At 54.1% G+C, this 19,745-nt stretch carries 15 protein-coding genes and 2 tRNA genes; 13 read left to right on the forward strand and 4 right to left on the reverse strand.

Annotated features, from left to right (window positions below; translation table 11 throughout):
• Positions 1 to 228: 228 nt before the first annotated feature.
• The 5 genes from JMJ04_RS05175 to JMJ04_RS05195 all read left to right on the forward strand — a co-directional run bounded on the left by JMJ04_RS05175 (position 229) and on the right by JMJ04_RS05195 (position 5,779).
• Positions 229 to 1,584: a polysaccharide deacetylase family protein gene (locus JMJ04_RS05175; protein ID WP_201369477.1), complete on the forward strand. Its 1,356-nt coding sequence runs from the start codon at positions 229 to 231 to the stop codon at positions 1,582 to 1,584.
• Positions 1,585 to 1,799: 215 nt separating this feature from the next.
• Positions 1,800 to 1,872 (forward strand) — tRNA-Ala (locus JMJ04_RS05180).
• Positions 1,873 to 2,175: 303 nt separating this feature from the next.
• Positions 2,176 to 2,251, forward strand: a tRNA-Ala gene (locus JMJ04_RS05185).
• Positions 2,252 to 2,412: 161 nt separating this feature from the next.
• Positions 2,413 to 4,899, forward strand: coding sequence for a leucine--tRNA ligase (gene leuS / locus JMJ04_RS05190; protein WP_201369478.1), 2,487 nt, complete (start codon positions 2,413 to 2,415; stop codon positions 4,897 to 4,899).
• A gap of 667 nt (positions 4,900 to 5,566) precedes the next feature.
• Positions 5,567 to 5,779, forward strand: coding sequence for a hypothetical protein (locus JMJ04_RS05195; protein ID WP_007911607.1), 213 nt, complete (start codon positions 5,567 to 5,569; stop codon positions 5,777 to 5,779).
• A 71-nt stretch (positions 5,780 to 5,850) separates the two neighbouring features.
• Here JMJ04_RS05195 and JMJ04_RS05200 read toward each other — a convergent pair whose 3' ends face one another.
• Complete coding sequence (locus JMJ04_RS05200) at positions 5,851 to 6,777, reverse strand: phytoene/squalene synthase family protein (RefSeq protein ID WP_201369479.1); 927 nt, start codon at positions 6,775 to 6,777, stop codon at positions 5,851 to 5,853.
• A 401-nt stretch (positions 6,778 to 7,178) separates the two neighbouring features.
• Between JMJ04_RS05200 and JMJ04_RS05205 the strand changes: the two genes are divergently transcribed.
• Positions 7,179 to 8,360 (forward strand): ArsA family ATPase, encoded by a 1,182-nt coding sequence (locus tag JMJ04_RS05205; protein WP_201369480.1) that lies wholly within the window; start codon positions 7,179 to 7,181, stop codon positions 8,358 to 8,360.
• Between the two features lie 77 nt (positions 8,361 to 8,437).
• On the opposite strand, the gene JMJ04_RS05210 is transcribed toward JMJ04_RS05205, so the two are convergent.
• Entirely contained in the window at positions 8,438 to 9,712 is a 1,275-nt protein-coding gene (locus tag JMJ04_RS05210; RefSeq protein WP_201369481.1) for an MFS transporter, read from the reverse strand.
• A 283-nt stretch (positions 9,713 to 9,995) separates the two neighbouring features.
• On the opposite strand from JMJ04_RS05210, the gene JMJ04_RS05215 reads away from it, so the two are divergent.
• Both JMJ04_RS05215 and recG read left to right on the forward strand, forming a co-directional pair.
• Positions 9,996 to 10,934: an NAD-dependent epimerase/dehydratase family protein gene (locus JMJ04_RS05215; RefSeq protein WP_201369482.1), complete on the forward strand. Its 939-nt coding sequence runs from the start codon at positions 9,996 to 9,998 to the stop codon at positions 10,932 to 10,934.
• Between the two features lie 296 nt (positions 10,935 to 11,230).
• Positions 11,231 to 13,972 carry an ATP-dependent DNA helicase RecG gene (recG, locus tag JMJ04_RS05220; protein ID WP_201369483.1) on the forward strand — a complete coding sequence of 914 codons (2,742 nt, stop codon included), beginning with the start codon at positions 11,231 to 11,233 and terminating at the stop codon, positions 13,970 to 13,972.
• Between the two features lie 78 nt (positions 13,973 to 14,050).
• Here recG and JMJ04_RS05225 read toward each other — a convergent pair whose 3' ends face one another.
• Together JMJ04_RS05225 and JMJ04_RS05230 are read right to left on the reverse strand one after the other, a co-directional pair.
• Positions 14,051 to 14,257, reverse strand: a complete 207-nt coding sequence (locus JMJ04_RS05225; RefSeq protein WP_201369484.1) for a hypothetical protein — start codon at positions 14,255 to 14,257, stop codon at positions 14,051 to 14,053.
• A 268-nt stretch (positions 14,258 to 14,525) separates the two neighbouring features.
• On the reverse strand, positions 14,526 to 15,416 hold the full coding sequence (locus tag JMJ04_RS05230; RefSeq protein WP_201369485.1) for a GAF domain-containing protein: 891 nt from the start codon (positions 15,414 to 15,416) through the stop codon (positions 14,526 to 14,528).
• 182 nt (positions 15,417 to 15,598) lie between these two features.
• On the opposite strand from JMJ04_RS05230, the gene JMJ04_RS05235 reads away from it, so the two are divergent.
• The 5 genes from JMJ04_RS05235 (at position 15,599) to JMJ04_RS05255 (ending at position 19,623) form a co-directional block, all read left to right on the forward strand.
• On the forward strand, positions 15,599 to 16,189 hold the full coding sequence (locus JMJ04_RS05235; protein ID WP_201369486.1) for a PadR family transcriptional regulator: 591 nt from the start codon (positions 15,599 to 15,601) through the stop codon (positions 16,187 to 16,189).
• A gap of 247 nt (positions 16,190 to 16,436) precedes the next feature.
• Entirely contained in the window at positions 16,437 to 17,690 is a 1,254-nt protein-coding gene (locus JMJ04_RS05240; protein ID WP_201369487.1) for an MFS transporter, read from the forward strand.
• Positions 17,691 to 17,755: 65 nt separating this feature from the next.
• The gene (locus JMJ04_RS05245; protein ID WP_201369488.1) at positions 17,756 to 18,115 is read left to right on the forward strand and encodes a hypothetical protein; all 360 of its coding nucleotides are present in this window, start codon (positions 17,756 to 17,758) and stop codon (positions 18,113 to 18,115) included.
• 240 nt (positions 18,116 to 18,355) lie between these two features.
• The gene (gene coaD / locus JMJ04_RS05250; protein WP_201369489.1) at positions 18,356 to 18,862 is read left to right on the forward strand and encodes a pantetheine-phosphate adenylyltransferase; all 507 of its coding nucleotides are present in this window, start codon (positions 18,356 to 18,358) and stop codon (positions 18,860 to 18,862) included.
• Positions 18,863 to 18,951: 89 nt separating this feature from the next.
• Positions 18,952 to 19,623 carry an SPFH domain-containing protein gene (locus JMJ04_RS05255; protein WP_201369490.1) on the forward strand — a complete coding sequence of 224 codons (672 nt, stop codon included), beginning with the start codon at positions 18,952 to 18,954 and terminating at the stop codon, positions 19,621 to 19,623.
• Positions 19,624 to 19,745: the final 122 nt, after the last annotated feature.

A 19,745-nucleotide genomic window follows, 5' to 3' on the forward strand; every position in this document is an offset into this window, starting at 1 on the left:
GACAAAGCTTGCGTTCCAAAAGCCAACTTATCAAGCGGTGGCACCCATTTGATGGATGCCACCGCTTTTTTCGCGTTCGACAACTCATCCATTTGGCCTATCGCCACCATCTTTAATATAGAGTTAATTTCCTCAATATACGCTATCAGAAAGCTACTATACTGGTTTTAGGCAAAGAAGAAGGGCTTCCTTCCTCATAGGTTCCAAAGAAAGCAGTCAGTCTTTCCTATGTATAGCACACTCGATACAGGTAGAAACAAACGCCTCATTGTAGCCTGGATGCTGGTGGCGTTGTCTGTGACACTCTTCCTGACCTCGTCGGGACTCTGGATCTATAGCGCATACTTCAAGAGCAGCGCGCCTCCTCCCACACCAAAGGTTCTCCATAAGCCTGCGGTATCACCGACACGTACGTCCGTAGCCAGCAAGACCGCGGGACTGTACCTACAAAAATTCTTGCAGCATGATTATCCAGGCATGTGGAGCCTGCTGCATCCCCAGGTCCAGACCACCTGGCCCGACCAAAACACTTACGCGCAGTACTGGCAGAAACGCTTCCAGGGCTACACCATCGCGGGCTACACGCTGGGACAGGAGAGCGCCCTCTCCTCATGGGTAAATCCTGAAACGATGCGGGAATACAAAGATGTGGCCATGGTTCCCGTCACACTCCAGATCAAGCCAACGCTAGAGACACGGCAAGCAGCACAGAAACTCAGCACCGTCGATCCCGATATCCTTCACCCAGAGGCGCTATATAGCAACATTCCCATGTATCTCTCGCGCACTGATGCAACTCTCTGGCAGGTGCTCAACGGCGGCCCAGTGGACCTTGAGGCCCCGATTCTCCCCCCTTTACATCCAATCTCTCACGATGTCAAGGTGCCTATCATGATGTACCACCATATTTCAGACGCTCCCACCCAGACCATTCTGGAGAAGAGCCTGACCGTATCAACCAAAATGCTAAGCGCACACCTGGCCTATCTCAAATCACGCAAGGCCCATACCATCACCTTTAATCAGCTCTTCGATGCCCTGTATTATAATGGTCCACTGCCTTCCAATCCCGTGATCCTGACCTTTGATGATGGCTACGATGACGCCTACACCAATGCCTACCGGCTTCTCCGCCAGAATGGCTTTAGCGGAATGTTTTATATTATCACCGGCAAGGTCGGCTGGAAGGGTCAGGCAAGCTGGAATCAGCTCCAGGAGATGCTCCTTGGCGGCATGCAAATTGGTTCGCACACCATCAGTCATGTGGATATCGGCAATATCTACCTGGCCTCGCACGCCCAGGCACAGAAAGAACTGCAAGACTCACGCGCAAGCCTGCAACAGCATCTCCATATTCCCATTCAGCAGTTCTGCTATCCCTCGGGTGAACCATTTCGCCATGGGAGCCTGGCTCTTCGCGCGGCTATCGTCAACCTGCTGACCTCCCTTGGATATGTTGGCTCAACCACCGATCCCGGCGAAACAGGCATCTTCCAAAATAGCCTGACCCCCCAGGTCCTCCTGCGCATCCGCGTCGATGGACGCAGCGATCTCGGCACCTTCCAGGCTAGCATCCCCTGGTAATGTAGTTCTTTCTGGTAAAGGGTGTAGGTTCAGGTGGGCAGGCTGCGACTGCCCACCTGAACCTACACCCTTTACCAGGCGAGCGCCGCAGGCGCGAGAGGTCAGATGAGTGCAAGCGAACAAGCGAAATTTTCTAAATCTGGCGATTGTCTGTAAATTTGTTGATAAAAAGGGTTTACAAGATGAGTACAGTGTGGTAATATCTAAACCGTCAAGGGGATGTAGCTCATCTGGTAGAGCGCGACAATCGCACTGTCGAGGTAAGGGGTTCGAGTCCCCTCATCTCCACCTAAACACTTCTCGGTATATACCGAAAGTACAATAGCTTCTTACAAAGGTCTTGCCAATCGCAAAAGTTTGTGGTATAGTAAGCACTGCCAATACGACAGCGATGAGCAGGAGTAGTAGGTCGTTTGAGTACAGAGAGTAGCCGGGTGGTGTGAGGCTACATATCAGACTGAACTCGCCTGTGAGCTACAAGTGTCAAATGGCAGGCCGGTAGATAAATACTAGGCAAGCTGTGAGCACTTGTCGGGACGCCCGATATAGCGTATAATGAGAGTAAGTCAGAGACAAGCCGATTCTTTATCTGGGCCTGTAGCGCAGCTGGTAGAGCGTCTCCATGGCATGGAGAAGGTCAGGGGTTCGAGTCCCCTCAGGTCCACCAGTTTTACCCCTTGTCTTGATTGAAAAGCGGGGTGGTACCACGGAACAACCTTTCGTCCCTTGGATGGAGGTTTTTTTTGTTGCTCTTTTTTCTACAGAATTTAACCGAATACATTACTATACCAATTTATCCCGCTGCATGGCATCCTGGGAGGCATTCGCATGATTACACGTACGAAGTACGATCCAAAGGCCGTTGAACATAAATGGCAGGCACAATGGGAGACCGAGCAGGTCTACCGCGCCTCAGATGATCCCGCAAAACCTGATTTAAAGCCTAAGTTCTATCACCTGGTGATGTTCCCCTACCCCTCTGGCGATCTACACATGGGGCACTGGTACAACTACTCGCCCTTTGACGCCTATGGCCGTCTCAAACGCATGCAAGGCTACAATGTGATGCAGCCCATTGGCTTCGATGCCTTTGGCCTGCCAGCCGAGAATGCCGCGATCAAACGCGGTGTCCAGGCACGAACCTGGACGCTGGCCAATATTGAGAATATGCGCAAACAGCTCCAGGCCATGGGCGCGGGCTGGGACTGGTCACGTGAGGTCATTACCTGCCTGCCAGATTACTACAAATGGACACAGTGGCTCTTCCTGCAATTCTATAAACATGGCCTGGCCTATCGCACCAAGGCACCTGCCAACTGGTGTCCTGGCTGTAACACGACCCTGGCTAACGAGCAGGTGCTGGCCGATGGCACCTGTGAGCGCTGTGGCAGTGTTGTTGAGCGCCGTGAGATCGATCAGTGGCTGCTGAAGATCTCTGCCTACGCGGAAGAGCTGCTGAAGTTTGAGGATATCGAGTGGCCCGAGAAAACCGTGACCATGCAGCGCAACTGGATCGGTCGCAGCGAAGGCGCCGAGGTCCGCTTCAAGGCTGAGATCGAGGGTAAGCAAGAAGAGATTCCAGTCTTCACCACGCGCCCCGACACCATCTATGGCGTGACCTTCTTCGTCCTGGCGCCAGAGCATCCCTGGGTCGCGAAAATCACAACGCCTGAGCGCAAGGATGCCGTTGAGGCCTATGTTGACCAGGCCCGCCGTATGACCGAGATTGAGCGCATGAGCGCTGAGAAAGAGAAGAGCGGCGTCTTTACCGGCGGCTATGTCATCAATCCTGTCAGTGGTGAGCAGATACCGGTCTGGATCGCCGATTATGTGCTGATGGGCTATGGTGCGGGCGCGGTCATGGGCGTTCCAGCGCATGATCAGCGCGACTTCGAGTTTGCGCGTAAGTTCAATCTGCCCATTCGCCAGGTCATTCTGGCCGAAGATGAGGAGCCAACCGATCCCGCCACCTGGGAAAGCGCGAAAGAAGCCCTGGGACGCATGATCAATTCAGGCCCCTTTGATGGGACCTCCGGCGACGAGTCGAAGACCAAAGTGACACGCTCTATCGAGGAGCAGGGTGTCGGCAAGGCCACGGTGAACTACCGCCTGCGTGACTGGTTAATCAGCCGCCAGCGCTACTGGGGTTGCCCCATTCCCGTCGTGTATTGTGAGAAGGATGGCCTGGTCCCCGTGCCCGAGGATCAACTCCCGGTACGCCTACCTGAGAATGTCCAGTTTAAGTCTACAGGCGAGTCGCCGCTGCGCTATGAAGAGTCCTTCCTGAATACGACCTGCCCCACCTGTGGCGGTCCAGCCACCCGCGAGGCAGACACGATGGATACCTTCATCTGCTCCTCCTGGTACTACCTGCGCTACTCCGATCCCCATAACGATCAAGAGGCCTGGAGCCAGGAGCAGATGCGCAAGTGGTTGCCCGTCGACCAGTATGTGGGCGGCGTTGAGCACGCGATTCTGCACTTGCTGTACTCGCGTTTTTTCACCAAGGCCCTGCGCGATATGGGACACCTGAGCTTCGGCGAGCCATTCAAACGCCTCTATCACCAGGGCATGGTGCTTGGCCCCGATGGACAGAAGATGTCAAAGTCACGCGGCAACGTCGAGGCCCCCGATAAATACATTGAGACCTACGGCGCGGATACCGTACGCTGCTATATGATGTTCATCGGCCCCTTCGAGGCGGGTGGCTCCTTTAAGGCGGAGAATCTGGAAGGCGTCTGGCGCTTCCTGAACCGCTTCTGGAGCCTGGTCACCGAGTCCTGGACCGACAATCCCAGCACAGAGGAGACCACTGAGAGCAAGGCGATTGAGCGCCTGCGTCACAAGACCATCAAGCGGATCACCGAAGACCTGAGCAACTTCCGCTTCAACACCGCGCTGGCCGCGTTGATGGAGTGTAACAATGCCCTGATTAAACAGCAGCATGAGTCAGTCGCGCGCACGGCGGCCTTCCAGCGCGCGCTCGAGACCATGATGCAGCTGCTGGCACCCCTGGCTCCCCATATTACCGAGGAGCTCTGGCATCAGACAGGGCATGAGGGCTCGATACACCTGAGCACCTGGCCAGCCTTCGACGAGGCCATGACACACGACGAGAGCTTTACCCTGGTTGTGCAAGTCAATGGTAAAGTGCGCGAGCGCCTTGAGGCGCCCGCTGGTATTAGCGAGGATGATGTCCGCAGGCTGGTGCTTTCTAACGAGCGCGTTCTCTCCTTCATTGGAGACGCCACCGTTCAGAAAGTCATCTATATTCCTGGGCGACTGGCCAACATCGTTATTCGCAACGTTCGCTAATATCCCAGTTTGTTAGCAGCAATCAGGCAGGCACCTACCCAATAGGTACCTGCCTGAATTTATATGCCCTATTTTGTAACCCTGACACGTCTATAGTAGTAGAAGGTGATGAAAAAATTGAAGATTTGTCATCACCTGTCGATTACACACCGAGAAGGCTATATAATTTGATAGGATGGAAAATTTTCGCGTTCTCTGTGGAAAAAGACAACGAAGTCTTGACTTTAGGTCATAGAGATGGAACTTTTCTACCTCTTCAAACGTATATACCGCAGATAGCCTTTTAAGATCGCTCTCCATGCGTGCTCACACGGCACCTGGAGACGAGCAGCGGTGGTAGTGAGTTTGGGGGACACGTGAAGCGGATCACACTTTTTATGTCACCTGGAACACAGTAACTACGCCGGTTTCCTGCTATGCTTCGTACATACGGAAATAGGTAGTGAGGGTGGAGTAACCTGACGAGGATGGGATAGTGTGATGGGGTACATTCAAAATCTGGTATTTGAAAAACTGTAGGGTGGCGCGTCTATTCAATGAAGCACTCTTTTCTTCGAGCTTTTCTTCGAATAAGAAATGGGCCAGAATAGTCGTTCCATAACAGGTATGCACAGTAGAGAGCAGTGGCGGCTTGCCGGTCATCGGCGTAGGTGGAAGGATATAGAACATGAATACACAGCCTTTGGAATTAATTACTAGCGTTGACAACGCTCTTGACGAGACGGACTTTCTTCGCCAGCGCGGTTTTGCTCAAGATGAGATTATTTCTCTGCTCTGGCTTCGTCAATGGTATCAGAATGGCGGGAGTGATCGTGTGGAGGTGGTGCGACAGCTAGAATATTTGCACTACCTCTACACACAGGGGAAAGTGACCTCCTAGTAGTCTATCTTTATAAATAAGTGGCGTAGGGTGTACTGGCAGCCGGCGGCTGCCAGTACACCCTACGCCACTTATTTATAATACATGACCATATGTCTGCTCCCAATATGTTGCAGAATCCAGCAGGTCGAGGCCGCGACTAACTTTGTCTGCAAAGGAACGCTGGCTCGCTTGGTAAACACATTGTAGTCATTCGAGCGAATGCGCTCCAGAATACGCCGGTACAAAACCCCACTTAGTTTCACCGACAACTGACAATCGGGATGCAGCAGGTCAATGCCCTGCTGACCCCTGATGTAGTACTCTTCGGCACGCGCCATTTGAAAGTGGATCAACTCGCGGAAAGCGTCGTTGATCACGCCCTGCTGTAAATTCTCTTCGCTATAGCGAAAACGCTCCATCTCCTCCAGCGGTAGATAGATACGGTTGCGCCGCAGGTCCTCGCCCACATCACGCAAGATATTTGTCAATTGAAGCGCGATACCTAGCTCCACCGCGTATGTCAATGCGCGCTCATCGTTATAGCCAAAGATCGGGCTGGTTAACAGACCAACAGTACCAGCCACACGATAACAGTAAAGCTCAAGTTCCGCGAAACTCTGATAGCGCCTTTTGCTCAGGTCCATGGCCACGCCATCTAATAGCACCAAAGCGGGCCTTATGGGCACTGCATAGGTCTGTAGCATATCTTCCCAGGCCTGCATAATCGGGTTATCACCGCTCCCTTCTCCATCATAAACATGCTGGAGCGACTGGTGCCAGTAATCCAGTTCGCAATGGGGATCCTTCACTCCATAGAGATGACCAGTACGCGGCTCCCGCGTGCCCTCCGCTTCATCCACGATATCATCGATCATGCGACAGAAGGCATAGACAGCCCAGATGGCCTTGCGCTTGGGTTGAGGAAGAAAGTTAGAACCCCAGTAAAAGGTTTTTGATGCTCGTTGGGTAATCTTCCGACAATACTCGTAAGGATCCGTCACGCTACTTTGTCGCATCGCACATCTCCTATTCTACTTTTGATACAGACGGGCTTCTTGCTCACTTCAAAGGTCACATCTCTCGCTCTATAGCTACAGCTGTTCGCTCGTGTTTCTCCGCACATCATCTTTTATTAGTTTAGGAGACATCACTAACCACGCCTATTTATCAGATGATAATTTGCTCCTACGCCAGTATAGATGCCTGCTCGCACTAGAAATGGGTAATTTCCCTGGCGTAATATGCGAATTCGTCTTATTGTTCTCTTCGCGGGAACCTGTTTGAGGCGCTTCGCCACTTCGTGGCTATTGATCAAACCTAAAAGAGGAGCTATACGTACATATGGGTAAGGCGATGTTGTTCAGTTCAAAGAATATTCTATAGCTTGTTCAGCTCAAAATATATAATAAGGAAGCTTATGCGTATTATACTTTATCTTGGAAAAGGCGGGGTGGGCAAAACAACCATCTCCGCTGCGACCGCCGCGCGTTCCGCAGCACTTGGCAAGCGCACGCTGGTTGTCAGTACAGACCTGGCTCATAGCCTGGCCGACTGTTTAGGGGTTCCTTTGACTTCTGAGCCAGGCGAGATCGCGCCCAACCTGTGGGCGCAGGAGGTCAATGTCCTTGATGAGATGCGCCGTGGGTGGGGCAAACTCCAGGAGACTATGACACGCACGCTGCGCAAGCAAGGAGTCGACGATGTCATGGCAGAGGAACTGGCCCTGATTCCAGGCATGGACGAGATCGTAAGCCTCGTCAATATCTACCGCAATGCCGAGCGGGGAAACTTTGATGTGGTAGTGATTGATGCCGCGCCCACCGGTGAGACTGTGCGCCTCCTCAGCATGCCCGATACCTTTCAGTGGTATGTTGGACGCCTCTCTGGTATGCGTGGAACTCTTAACCTGGCCCGTCCTTTCCTGAAATCGCTCCTCCCAACGACCGAGTTGCTTGATGCCGTACAAAAATTGAGTGAGCGCGTCAAGACGTTGCGTGAAGTGCTTAGCGACCCCACAATCACCTCGTACCGCCCCGTGGTGAATCCCGAGCGCATGGTGATCAAAGAGGCTCTACGCGCCGAGACCTACCTCTCCCTCTTCGGCTACCCTATCGATAGCGTGGTCTGCAACCGCGTCATCCAGCCCGGCGACTACCAGGATGCCTTTCTACGCGAGATGTATAACACACAGGAGAAGCTCCGCCAGCAGATCCATACGACCTTCGCGCCACTTCCCGTCTGGGAGGCACCCTATTACGCCCAAGAGATTCTAGGCGTGGATGAGCTTGAGAAGCTAGCCCAGGTGGTCTTTGGCGAGCAGGACCCCACCACAGTCTACCACCAGGGAGCAGTACAGGAGATCGTGCGCAAAGAGCAAGGCTATATCCTGCGCCTCCCACTGCCTCATGTGGAAATGAGCAAGGTCATCATGACCAAGAAAGGCGATGAGATGATTATCGAGATCGGAAACTTCAAGCGCGATCTCACCCTCCCCGCCATCCTCACACACCACGAGGCGACCTCGGCCCGCTTCGCAAATAAGGCCTTAGAAATCCATTTTACCGCCCCCGCCGAGGCCGAGAGCGACAAAACGGCATAATCTACATTCAGGAAGAGAGTGGCGGGCTGTTGTCCTGGACGACAGCCCGCCACTCTCTTCCTGAATGTTCCTATTAGTCAGGAGACTACCTCTATCGCTGACTTGCTTGGGCTCGGCTCTTCCTGAGCATCATCCTTCAGGCGCGCATTGCGCAGCGTCAGGAGGGCGACAACGCCCGCCAGGAGTGTAAGAATGCCTGAGATGTCTAATAGAGTAACTGTACTCAAGCGGTCGCCCGCACCAGTGGCGAGAATCAGGCCTGCAAACATAGCGATGGAGAGAAGTGTCTCGAATGCGCCAAAGACACGACCGCGATAACTATCCTCAACCCTGATTTGCAGCAACGTCTGTGTCGTTACCATTAAGCCAACGATAAAGACACCCACTATACCAATCAGGAGCAGAGAGATCAGTAGATGAGGATAGTGGGTGATGATCAAGATGGCGCTTCCCGTGGCTACCAGCGCCAACACTGCCAGCACAACCGGGCGAACTATCTTACTCACCTGGCCCACCAGCAATGCGCCCAACAAAGAACCCACGCCCTGAGCGGTAATAATCCAGCCCAGCGTGACTGAGCCGCCATGCAGTACTTTTTCTGTCAGCGGCACCAGCATGACGTTCAGTACGCCCTGCCCTATCATAAGGACGCTTATCGTCAAGAAAACGCCCAGGATGACATCATCGCGTTTAACTATCCCCAGGCCACTCCTCCACTCGCGCAAGACGTTCTTTGTCGCCTCTCCAACCGAGACCACTGCATCAGACTGTGGTGCCGTAGCACGAGCAGGGACAGCAATCAAGGCTATCATCAGAGCTGAAAAGAGATAGGTCGCGCTATCCGCCACGACCACCCCTGTTGTACTCAGCCAGGCATACAGTATACCTCCCAAAGGCGGCCCAATCAGGCGCGTCAGGGCTTCACTAAAAGACGAAAGCGAGTTGGCCCCTATCAAGTCTTTCTCACCCACAAGCGTAGGAATGAGCGCCATCGAGGCGGGTGTAAAAAATTGGGAGATGATCGCCTGGCACGCGACCGCAACATAGATGACCCATATCAGGTTCTGTGTATGAACCAACAAGATCAGTAGAAGCACCGCTGCACGCGAAAGGTCAGCAATAATCATCGTCCAACGTCGATCCCAGCGATCAACAAAAACACCAGCCAATGATCCCAGGAGAATACGCGGCAACATCTCAATCATATACATTATGCCCGTCTGTAATACCGAGCCTGTTAACTGATAGATGTAGAATGGTAGCGCCAGGAGCAACAGCCAGTCACCCGATAACGAGACAATTTGTCCCAGCCATAATAACGCAAAATTACGCTTCCTTAGTGCGGTAAACATTCTCAAGCTCCTTCAATTTTTTAAGTCTCTGTATTCTGCCCCACAACATTCGCTCACCATTAGACAAAAAGCTTCAATCGTTTGCAATAAAACACCAATCTCACGGCAATATTAACACCTGCCATCAACAAAAGTCAATATTTATTTGCTTATTTTTGGCAATTTAAAGTGAATTTTTAACAAATTGATCTGTATTTCACCAGTCTCTATTGCTTCCCTCTATGGTACATTGAAAGTATTGGAGGTATGACGTCTCACTCATCCACATACGAAGGAGTTTTCCATGAAGATCTTCGTCGTCGGGACCACCGGGGTCCTTGGACGCGCGCTCCTCCCTCAATTGTTGCAGCGGGGACATACCGTGCGTACCCTGGCGCGCACGCTTGATAAGGCTCGTGCACTGGAAGCTGCTGGCGTCGAGGCCGTTATAGGCGACCTCCTGGCTCCCGCCACTATTGAACACCTGCCTTCGCATATCTCTGGCTGTCATGCGGTTGTACACACAGCAACCGCTATTCCACGAGATCCTAATCATCCTGATCCCGATGCCTGGAGAGCCACAACGCGCCTGCGAACAGAAGGGACACAATCCCTGTTAAGCGCTGCGCTCGCGGCTAAGGCCAGGCGTTATATCCAGTTGAGTACTGTGATGGCCTATCCCGATGGGGGCGACTTCTGGCTGCATGAGAACGTTCCCCTGGATAGCTCTCCCGCGCGTGCGACTATCTGCGCCCCTGTAATCAAAATGGAGGAAATGGTCAGTTCGTTCCATCCCAGCCAGCTCCACTGGTGCATTCTGCGTGCAGGACAATTCGTGGGCCCAGGGACCGATCAGGAGAACCAGCTTGAAGGGCTGCGAGCCAGTCGTCTGACGGTTCCCGGCAGGGGACAGAGTTACCTATCACTTGTGCATGTCAATGACATGGCCTCTGCGATCGTGACAGCCCTGGAATCAGCTCCGGCTGGCTCTACCTTCAATATCGTCGATGAACCCATTCAATATGGAGATTACCTCGACAGGCTGGCAAACCTGCTGCACGTGCCCCATCCGGTACGCCAGCCAGAACTGCCTGAACCGCACTCCTGCCGTTGCAGCAACGAGGCCGCACGCACCCGTCTCGGGTGGTCACCCCAGAGGGGCATCTGGCCCGATGAAGAGCAACTAGGGATCACCCCGGCAACCGTTTCGAGCACAACCCAGGCTCGACGTGCCGCCAGATAAAGTAGGAAAGATGGACATGGCGCAGGGGTATTTGCCCCTGCGCCATGTCCATCTTTTCTGCCTCCGGCGAGCTTGTGAGCAGGAAGAGAATGAATGGCGTTTGAGAAGCATTGTCGTGCTCTCATGAAAACTTGACATCTGTTCCATAAAACCTCTATCATGGGGGTGAGATCGACAACGACATGACACCGCCTATCAGTCTATCAATCTAGCTAAATAGCGCTTACCGCTAAAAAATCTATTGTCTGGTCGCCAGCATGGCGCGCCTACAGCACACTATCTTATACTTTTTCCTTATGTCACAAACACAAACAAATGCTCTCGCGCCCTACATTGAGCGTGCGCGTAAAATCTTACAACATGAACAACGCACTCAGTACCAGGATAAAGCCATCCTTGGCGGAGGGCTGGAAACCTTTGTTGCCCGCTGGGTAGACGAAACGCGCCCACTGCTACAGAATATCGGTCTTGATCCCGCTATCGTGCTACGCCTGCGAACGCACCTGGAAGGGTATCGCCAGCTTACACCAGAACAGCGTGCCAGTCGCCTGCGCCTGGTCCTGGCTGATCTAAACGAGCTTGATGGAGCACCCGCCCCTGCTACACCCCAAAGCACCGCACCAGTCATTCTCCAGGGAAAGCAGGCAACGACTCTCCCTCAGAATGCTAACACAACACAGGCCGCGCCAGCGCCACGCCAGCAGAAACAGTCTACTGCGCCATCATCCACACCTGGTACACACCGCTCCCCTGCTCTACCCGCGGCGGAGCCTGATGTGCCTCGCGTAAAGCGCCCGGTCGAGCCGCCACCACCGCCACCGCCAAACACCATCCGCCTCGAAGCTGGAATGAGCCAGGGGCATACCTCGCTGACGCTCCTCAGCGCGGATGTCAACGCAGTACCTGGTGTAGGTCCCACGACCTTGAAACACCTGCATCACCTGGGAATTCGCACCGTGCGCGACCTGCTCTTCTATTTTCCGCGCGAGCACCGCGATTATAGCAAGATCACACCCATCGTCGATGTCCCCTTCAATGAGGTCTCGACCACTATGGGCCTGATCTGGGAGGTTACAGTCAAGCGCACCAGGGGCAATCAGTCCCGCACCATCGCCACTATCTCGGACGACAGCGGCAAACTCTACGCCACCTGGTTTAACCAACCCTATCTACAGAAACAGTTGGAGCGCGCACAGGGCTGCTATATCGTGATAACGGGCAAGAAACAGCGCTTTGGTAACAAGGTCGAGTTTAATGTACAGAGCCATGAGCTACCCGAACAGAATGATCTGCTCAACACAGGCCGCCTCGTGCCGACTTACGCCTTGACCGCAGGCCTCTCAGCCAAGGTGCTGCGCCGCTTTACCAAGTGGGTAGTTGATCGCTATGCCCAGATGGTTCCCGATCACCTTCCCACACCGATCCGCGATATGGCCCAGCTTATACCCCTGCCCGAGGCCGTGGCAAAAATTCACTATCCCGATAACGAAGAAGAGCGCCAGCGCGCCTATCGCCGCCTCGCCTTTGACGAACTCTTTATGATCCAACTCGGCATGCAGGAGCGCCGCGAGCGCTGGCAGTTCGAGGCCCCCCAGGGCAACGCCTTAACCATCTATCCCAATAAAATCTTTATCGCCCCCCCGACTGACGAGGGCCAGGACACGTCTCCTGCCAGTGGTACCACTATAAGCAATATCGGCATTGGCTCGACGCTCTGGTCGGTGACGGCAACCGATGCACCCCTGGAGGCAACGCTTCCCTTTCACTACACTGACGCCCAGCGCCGCGTGATCAGCGAGATTTTCGTCGATATGGCGAAGAGCAAACCGATGTGCCGCCTGCTGCAAGGTGATGTCGGTGCCGGTAAGACCGCTGTCGCCGCCGCGGGCCTCTTTATGGCGGTCCTCAATGGCAGCCAGGGCGCGATCATGGCTCCGACCGAGCTGTTGGCGGAGCAGCATGCGCGCAGTATCAGCAAAATGCTTGAGCCTTTTGGTATTCGCACCGTCCTCCTCACTGGCAGCCAGCGGGCCAGCGAGCGCGCCCGTGGACGCGCCATGCTGGAGAGCGGCGAGGCCGCCGTGGCTATCGGCACCCACGCCCTGATCCAGGATGATGTCAAGTTTTATAAACTGGGACTAGTCATTGTGGACGAGCAACACCGCTTTGGCGTTGAGCAACGCGATGCTCTGCGCAAGAAGGGGTATCATCCGCACATGCTCGTCATGACAGCCACGCCCATTCCGCGAACTCTCTCCCTGACACTCTACGGAGACCTGGATGTCTCTGTTATCGATCAATTGCCTCCAGGGCGCCAGAAGATTATCTCACGTTGGCGCACAGGCGCACGCCGAGCTGAGTCTTATGATACTATTCGCCAGCAGGTGGAGGAGGGTCACCAGGCCTTTATCATCTGCCCCTTGATCGAGGAGTCCGAGTCGCTCCAGGTCAAGGCCGCGACAACTGAGTATGAGCGCCTGCAACGCGAGGTCTTTCCAACTCTGCGCCTCGGCCTCCTGCATGGCGCGATGAAGCCCGCTGAGAAAGACCAGGTCATGCACCGCTTCCGCGACCATGAGCTTGATATCCTGGTAGCGACCTCGGTCATTGAAGTGGGTATCGATGTTCCCAATGCCACAGTCATGGTCATTGAAGATGCCGACCGCTTTGGCCTCTCACAGCTCCACCAGTTCCGTGGCCGCGTTGGGCGCGGCAAACACCAGTCTTACTGCTATGTGCTGAGCGAAGACGCGGGCGCGCAATCACAGGAGCGCCTGGGAGTCTTTGAGGAGATTGATGATGGCTTCAAACTCGCCGAGGAGGATCTACGCCTGCGCGGTCCCGGCGACTTCATTGGTGTGCGCCAGAGCGGGATGCCAGAGATGCGCATCGCCGATCTCAGCGATACCCGCATGATCGAACTCACGCGCAAGATCGCCGCGAGCGTCTGGGCAGGAGACCCCTACCTGAGCAAGCCAGAGCACACGGCGCTCCGTGAGCGGATGCACCTCTTCTGGCAAGACTTCATGGCCCACTAGCATCCAAAAAACAAACGGGTCAGAGTGTCTCGTCGCTATGCTTTCGAGACACTCTGACCCTCTTACGTTAAGAGTAGGTTATGCAGACCTGGAGTCGCCCCAGAGTCCAAAAAGTCTGCGTTTTAAAGAGCCGCGCACACGCTGCCATGAGAGCGAGAGCATCGCCTCACGTAATTTTTCGGCTTGCATGTGCTCAACCGCTTCGAATTCATCTATATCTATGTCACCATTGATATAGCGTTGTGACGCTACCCAGAGCGCCTGTTCCCGTTCCTCAGCCGTCATAAACGCTTCGCCCCCTCAATGTTTTGTGCCCCTGCTGACTCTTCTTCTTCAGTAATTCTGTCAAGTAGATACTTCACGCGATATGCAGGGTCACCAGGTAAACAAACGATAACTTTGCCACAATCTCAAAAATATGCTTTCATAGTACGAATTTATCTAATTGTAACGTCAAAAAGCCCTATTTTCAAGCTCATATTAACAAAAGCATGTCTTATAATGCAGAGAAATACCCCCTGAGTCAGTGACCAAAAAGCATTTATCGACTCATCTATGGTATCAATTTCTCGCTGATTAAGATGACCGCAGCCACGCGGCTTGCCAGCATGAGCAACACCTCTTTTACGTCCTGTGAGTCAAAGGCATCCTCCTTATAGCTATCAAAACAGAGAACTCCCAGGCAACGGGTGCTATTAGGCTTCTCGGGATCGCTCCCCATTATGGGAACACTCACAAGAGAGCGATAGGGAGGAAATGGCCGCCGCCCTCGCGGCTTCTTATACGCCTCCAGGTCACAGACCCAGAAATTATCGATGCGCTTCATATGCCCGACCAGGAGCCGACCGCTGGTAAAGACCTCGCCCGCAACTCCGCCATCACGCTCGCGCTTAGATTCATTTTTGCCAATATAAAATTCCATGTCCTCCAGGCTCTCCTGCGGCATATCGAAGCCCACCCAGTAGCGCAGGAACTCGCCTTTTACATCAGGCACAAGGATCGCAGCCCTGCTCACTGTTCCATCAAACTCGTTTGTGGCATCCAGCAGGACATCTTTGAGCAGGCGCTCAATCTGGCGTGTTCCAGGCTGTGACGGCTGCCAGCTCGCGAGTAGGCGCAGCAGCGACCCATCAAGGGCAATCATCTTATTGGTCCGCTTCAATGTGACCTGTAAAACAGAGATCTGCAACCAGCAGAAACCAATACCCAGCACAGCCAGCACTACGACACCCACCACAATGGTCCATGGCAAAGCATCATGCTGGAAAGCTCCACTCAAGCCATTGAGCATGAGCTGAAAGATTTCATCCGCCCGGTTGCCAATAATTCCATTAATGGCCGCGGTAGCGATTAGAGCCACCACTGTACCTAAAGCAACCAGCACCCCCTTCTGCTTGAACCATTCGCGCATCTCCTGGGCCTCCTGTCCCTCTTCTTCTGCCATACAATCTCTATTATCTCATACTATCCTTCTTCCCTCCACAGTAGAGAAAGGTATGTTATGACAGGTGTCGGGTAGATGCCCGACACCTGTCATAACATACACCCCATCCTTGACAGAATTGTCGGAATTTATTTATAATAAGTCAGAACTGACTTAACGATATCTGATAAATGGGATTGGCTATGTATAAACAACTGATGCTGCTCGGACTCTTGCTGGAGCGGCCAATGTATGGGCAGCAGATTCGCGAGGTGATCGAGAACCATCACGATCTCCTCGCCGACCTGATCAAAAAGCCAACCATTTATTACCAGCTTGAACGCCTGGCACACGATGGGTACCTGGAGATACGCCGCGAAACGGTGGAGGCTCCTGGTCCAGGCGCCGCGCATGAAGATGTCGCTTTGCGTGAACGTGATGTCTACTATATTACTGAGGCTGGTCGCCGCTATTTTCATTCGCTTCTACGCCGGACGCTGAGTAACTATACCCCCGGTCTGAACAATGCCGATGTCGATGCCTGCCTCTTTTTCCTTCATCACCTGGCGCCAAGTGAAGCGCTTGAGCTGCTCACAGAGCGATATGCCCGCATGACCGCTGCTCGCCAGGCCAGTGTCGCGCAAATGCAAACGCTGAGCCATCCTGATGACGCGCACTTATTTGTGCAGGACCACAAATTGACATTGCTTGACGCTGAAATCAGCTGGCTTGAACGCACAATAGCCTATCTACGCACATCTCCCCAGGTAGCTTCCACGTCTGTCCCCTCATAGGCGAGAGAGATGGCTGGAAGCAACTGGGGCATATTTTTAGCCCATCAGGTCAATTTTGACTTAACGTAGGTTTCACGTCATAATTGACGGCCTTTGCTGGTAGAAAGTAGCTCACGACGCGAGGGTACAGCAACTATCGCTTCTGCTGCATCGTCTGAGGCAGGTCAGGTACTTCTACCTACTTAGACGCAGCCAGTGAGGTCTGCTAAAAATACGGAACAGGACACACACTTTGAGGAGCACAGTTATGGATAAACAGCAACGCACGGCACTCCTGCTGATGACGCTGACTGTCCTGATCGATATTACAGGGTTTGGCCTGGTAATTCCCCTCCTGCCCTTCTGGGCAGAGCATTTTGGGGCCGACGCCTTTATGGTTGGCATGCTCACCAGTCTCTATGCCCTGGCCCAGTTCCTCTTTACGCCCATTCTAGGCACCCTTTCAGATCGCTATGGGCGCAAGCCGATCATTGTTGTCTCCCTCGTCATTGAGGCACTCTCCCTGGTGCTCACGGCCCTGGCGGGTTCGCTACCTATGTTGCTGGTGGCACGCTTCGTTGGCGGCCTGGGGGCCTCAAATATCGGCTCGGCTCAGGCCTTCGTTGCCGATGTCACGCCGCCGGAGAAACGCGCGCAAGGCATGGGCATGATCGGTGCAGCGATTGGGCTGGGCTTTGTCATCGGTCCCGCCCTGGGTGGCCTGCTCGCTGGTGCATATCCTGGACTATCGTTCTGGATTGCCGCCATGGTCGCGCTCCTCAATGCCGTGCTCGTGATTGTGCTTCTGCCTGAGAGCCGCAAACGCCTGGCGGGCCAGGAGCAGGGGCAGAGCAAAAAGGCCAGTAAGAGCGGGATTGGCGCCTTCTTCTCCGGGTGGGGCAACCTGGCTCATAAACCGGCGGTGCTCTCGCTGATCCTGGTTAACCTGCTCTACACCGTCGCCTTTACGGGGATGGAGAATATCTTTCCGCTCTTCACCCAGCATTACTTCCACTGGGGAGCAACACAGAACGCCTATGTCTTTACCTACATCGGCGTCATCATCGTCATCATGCAGGGAGGGCTGGTTAGCCAGCTCGTCAAGCGCTGGCGGGAGCGAGGTGTTATGCTGGCCGGGCTGGTACTTATGGCGCTTGGGCTTATCGCCCTGGCCTTTAGCACTCATCTCTCCTGGCTCATGGTCACGCTGAGTGTTCTCAGCATCGGCGATGGCGCGGTGAGTCCCACCGTCTCGACGCTGCTCTCCTTCGCCAGTCCCGGCGAAACCCAGGGTGAACTGCTCGGAATGTCTCAGGGCTTCGCGGGCCTGGCTCGCATCATTGGCCCCTTGATCGCCGGTGCTATTTATAAGATAGGTAGCGCGGGCACGCCCTTTATCGTGGGTGGTATACTTGTGGTGCTGGCGACGCTTGTAGCCTTCCCCACGATTGCACGAGTTACACAGCCTGCACAGCCAGCTCGGGCCGATGCCGTCGAGGTTCCTTCCTCGTCCCACGACTAGGCTCATCCAGGCCTACATTTACCTTTTTCAATTACAACTACAACACTGTAAGGAGTTTTCGTAACATGGCAGCACGTATCTCTATCATGGTCCTGCGCCTCGCCGTTCTGGTCGCGCTTATTCTGGGCATCTTCTACTGGGCAGGCAACTATATCGTGCGCACCGATGTACACCAGGGCGTTGGTATTATCGCCGTCATCTGTCTCTGGATCATCGCCGGTACCCTGGCCACTACCAAACCTGGCAATGCAGGAATCGCGATCGGCGCGGCCATTTATGGCCTGATCGTCATCGCCTTAGGTCTTACTCAGGACAACATTCTCATTGGCTCCGCCCATGACATCATCCGCACCATACACCTGCTGCTGGGTCTGGGCGCCATCGGCTTTGGCGAGATGCTCTACGCTCGCTACAAACGCATCTAAAAATCTGGTATCTCAAGGACATGGGCAATGGGTGGTGTGGCCCGGACAAATGCCCGGGCCACACCACCCATTGCTCATGTCCTTGAGAGCGCCGCAGGCGCAAAGCTTAGCCTGGAAAATTGACCAGCATAAGCTCTATTGCTGAAATGCCTCCACTATGGTTTAATGGACAGAAGACCCTGCTTTCCAGAGGGTCGCATACTCTGAGTTTTCATATACTATTTAAGGGGGGCCTCAGACGTGAGCAATGAAGCACAACGTCCACGCATAGCAGTCTATCCGGGAAGTTTTGATCCAGTTACCAATGGACATCTCGATATCGCGCGCCGAGCGGCGCGCCTCTTCGATGAACTGGTCATCGCGATCTACGCCTTTCCCGACAAAAATGTGCTCTTCACCGTTGACGAACGCCTCTCACTCTGGCAGGAAGTCATTGCCGCCGAAGGCCTGACCAATGTGCGCGTCGAAACCTTCTCGATACTCGTAGTAGAATATGTACGCTCTCTTGGTGGCTGTGCGATCATTAAAGGCTTACGCTCTCCCAACGACTTTGGCACTGAGTTCGAACAAAGTCTGATGAACCGCAAGCTGGCACCTGAAATCGAGACCATCTGCCTGCTCACCAGCCTGGATCACCTGTTTATCAGTTCATCCCGGCTCAAGGAAGTTGCTCGCCTGGGAGGCAATGTCGATGATATGCTTCCCGCCGCGGTAGTACGCGCGCTACGCCATAGGTTCGGCCAATAGCGCTCGCTCAGAGACTACCCCCTGACATCTATACACGTACCACTTATGACTTCTCGGCGTACGCACCAGGAGAGGGAAGGAGGAAGTTCTTGGATATTCTGTACCTCGTTGATCGCCTGGATAATCTCATCGCATCATGCAAGCGTGTACCCCTGACTAACCAGGTCGTCATAAAAGAAACCGACATCTTCAATATTATTGAGCAGATGCGTACCTCGATCCCTGAAGAGGTCAAACAGGCGCGTCGCGTTATTCAGGATAAAGAACGTATCCTCGCTCAGGCCCAGGCCGACGCCAATGCTTTGCTCAACCGCGCGCGTGAGGAGACCGAGCGCGTCATTAACCGCGAGGGGCTGCTGAAGGTCGCGGAGCAGCGCTCGCAGGAGATGCTGAACCAGGCCGAACAAAAGGCCCAGCAGTTGAAGGGCGACGCCGACGCCTATGTCATCGAGACGCTACGTACCCTGCATGAACAGCTCGTGCAAGTGGAGACCAGGGTCAGCCGCACCGTCTTAAGCGTTGAGCGTGGCATCGAGAGCCTGGAGGAACATGGGCAAATCGCCACCGCAGGAGACAATAGCCTGGAAGAGCACGACGCCACAGCATACGTCAACGAGGAAGAAGCATTTCTCGAAGAGGAGGAGGCAGGAGAACTAGTGGAAGACTCCCCCGGTGGATCACTGCCAGCCAATATACCACCACAGCCACGTCCACGGCGCTCCTCTCTGGCGGCCGATACCATTGGCATTAACCAGCCTTAGCATGTCACCTGTCGCGCTGGAGGGCAGACGTCAAACGGGTCCTATTCGTACGCCAACCTCTTTTTCGCTCTACGGCACGCGTAAGGTAAACGCACTATCCATGCGGCATCCTCGCGGTGCCT

Origin of the sequence: Ktedonobacter robiniae (assembly GCF_016587375.1) — a bacterium.
GTDB classification, from domain to species: Bacteria; Chloroflexota; Ktedonobacteria; order Ktedonobacterales; family Ktedonobacteraceae; genus Ktedonobacter; species Ktedonobacter robiniae.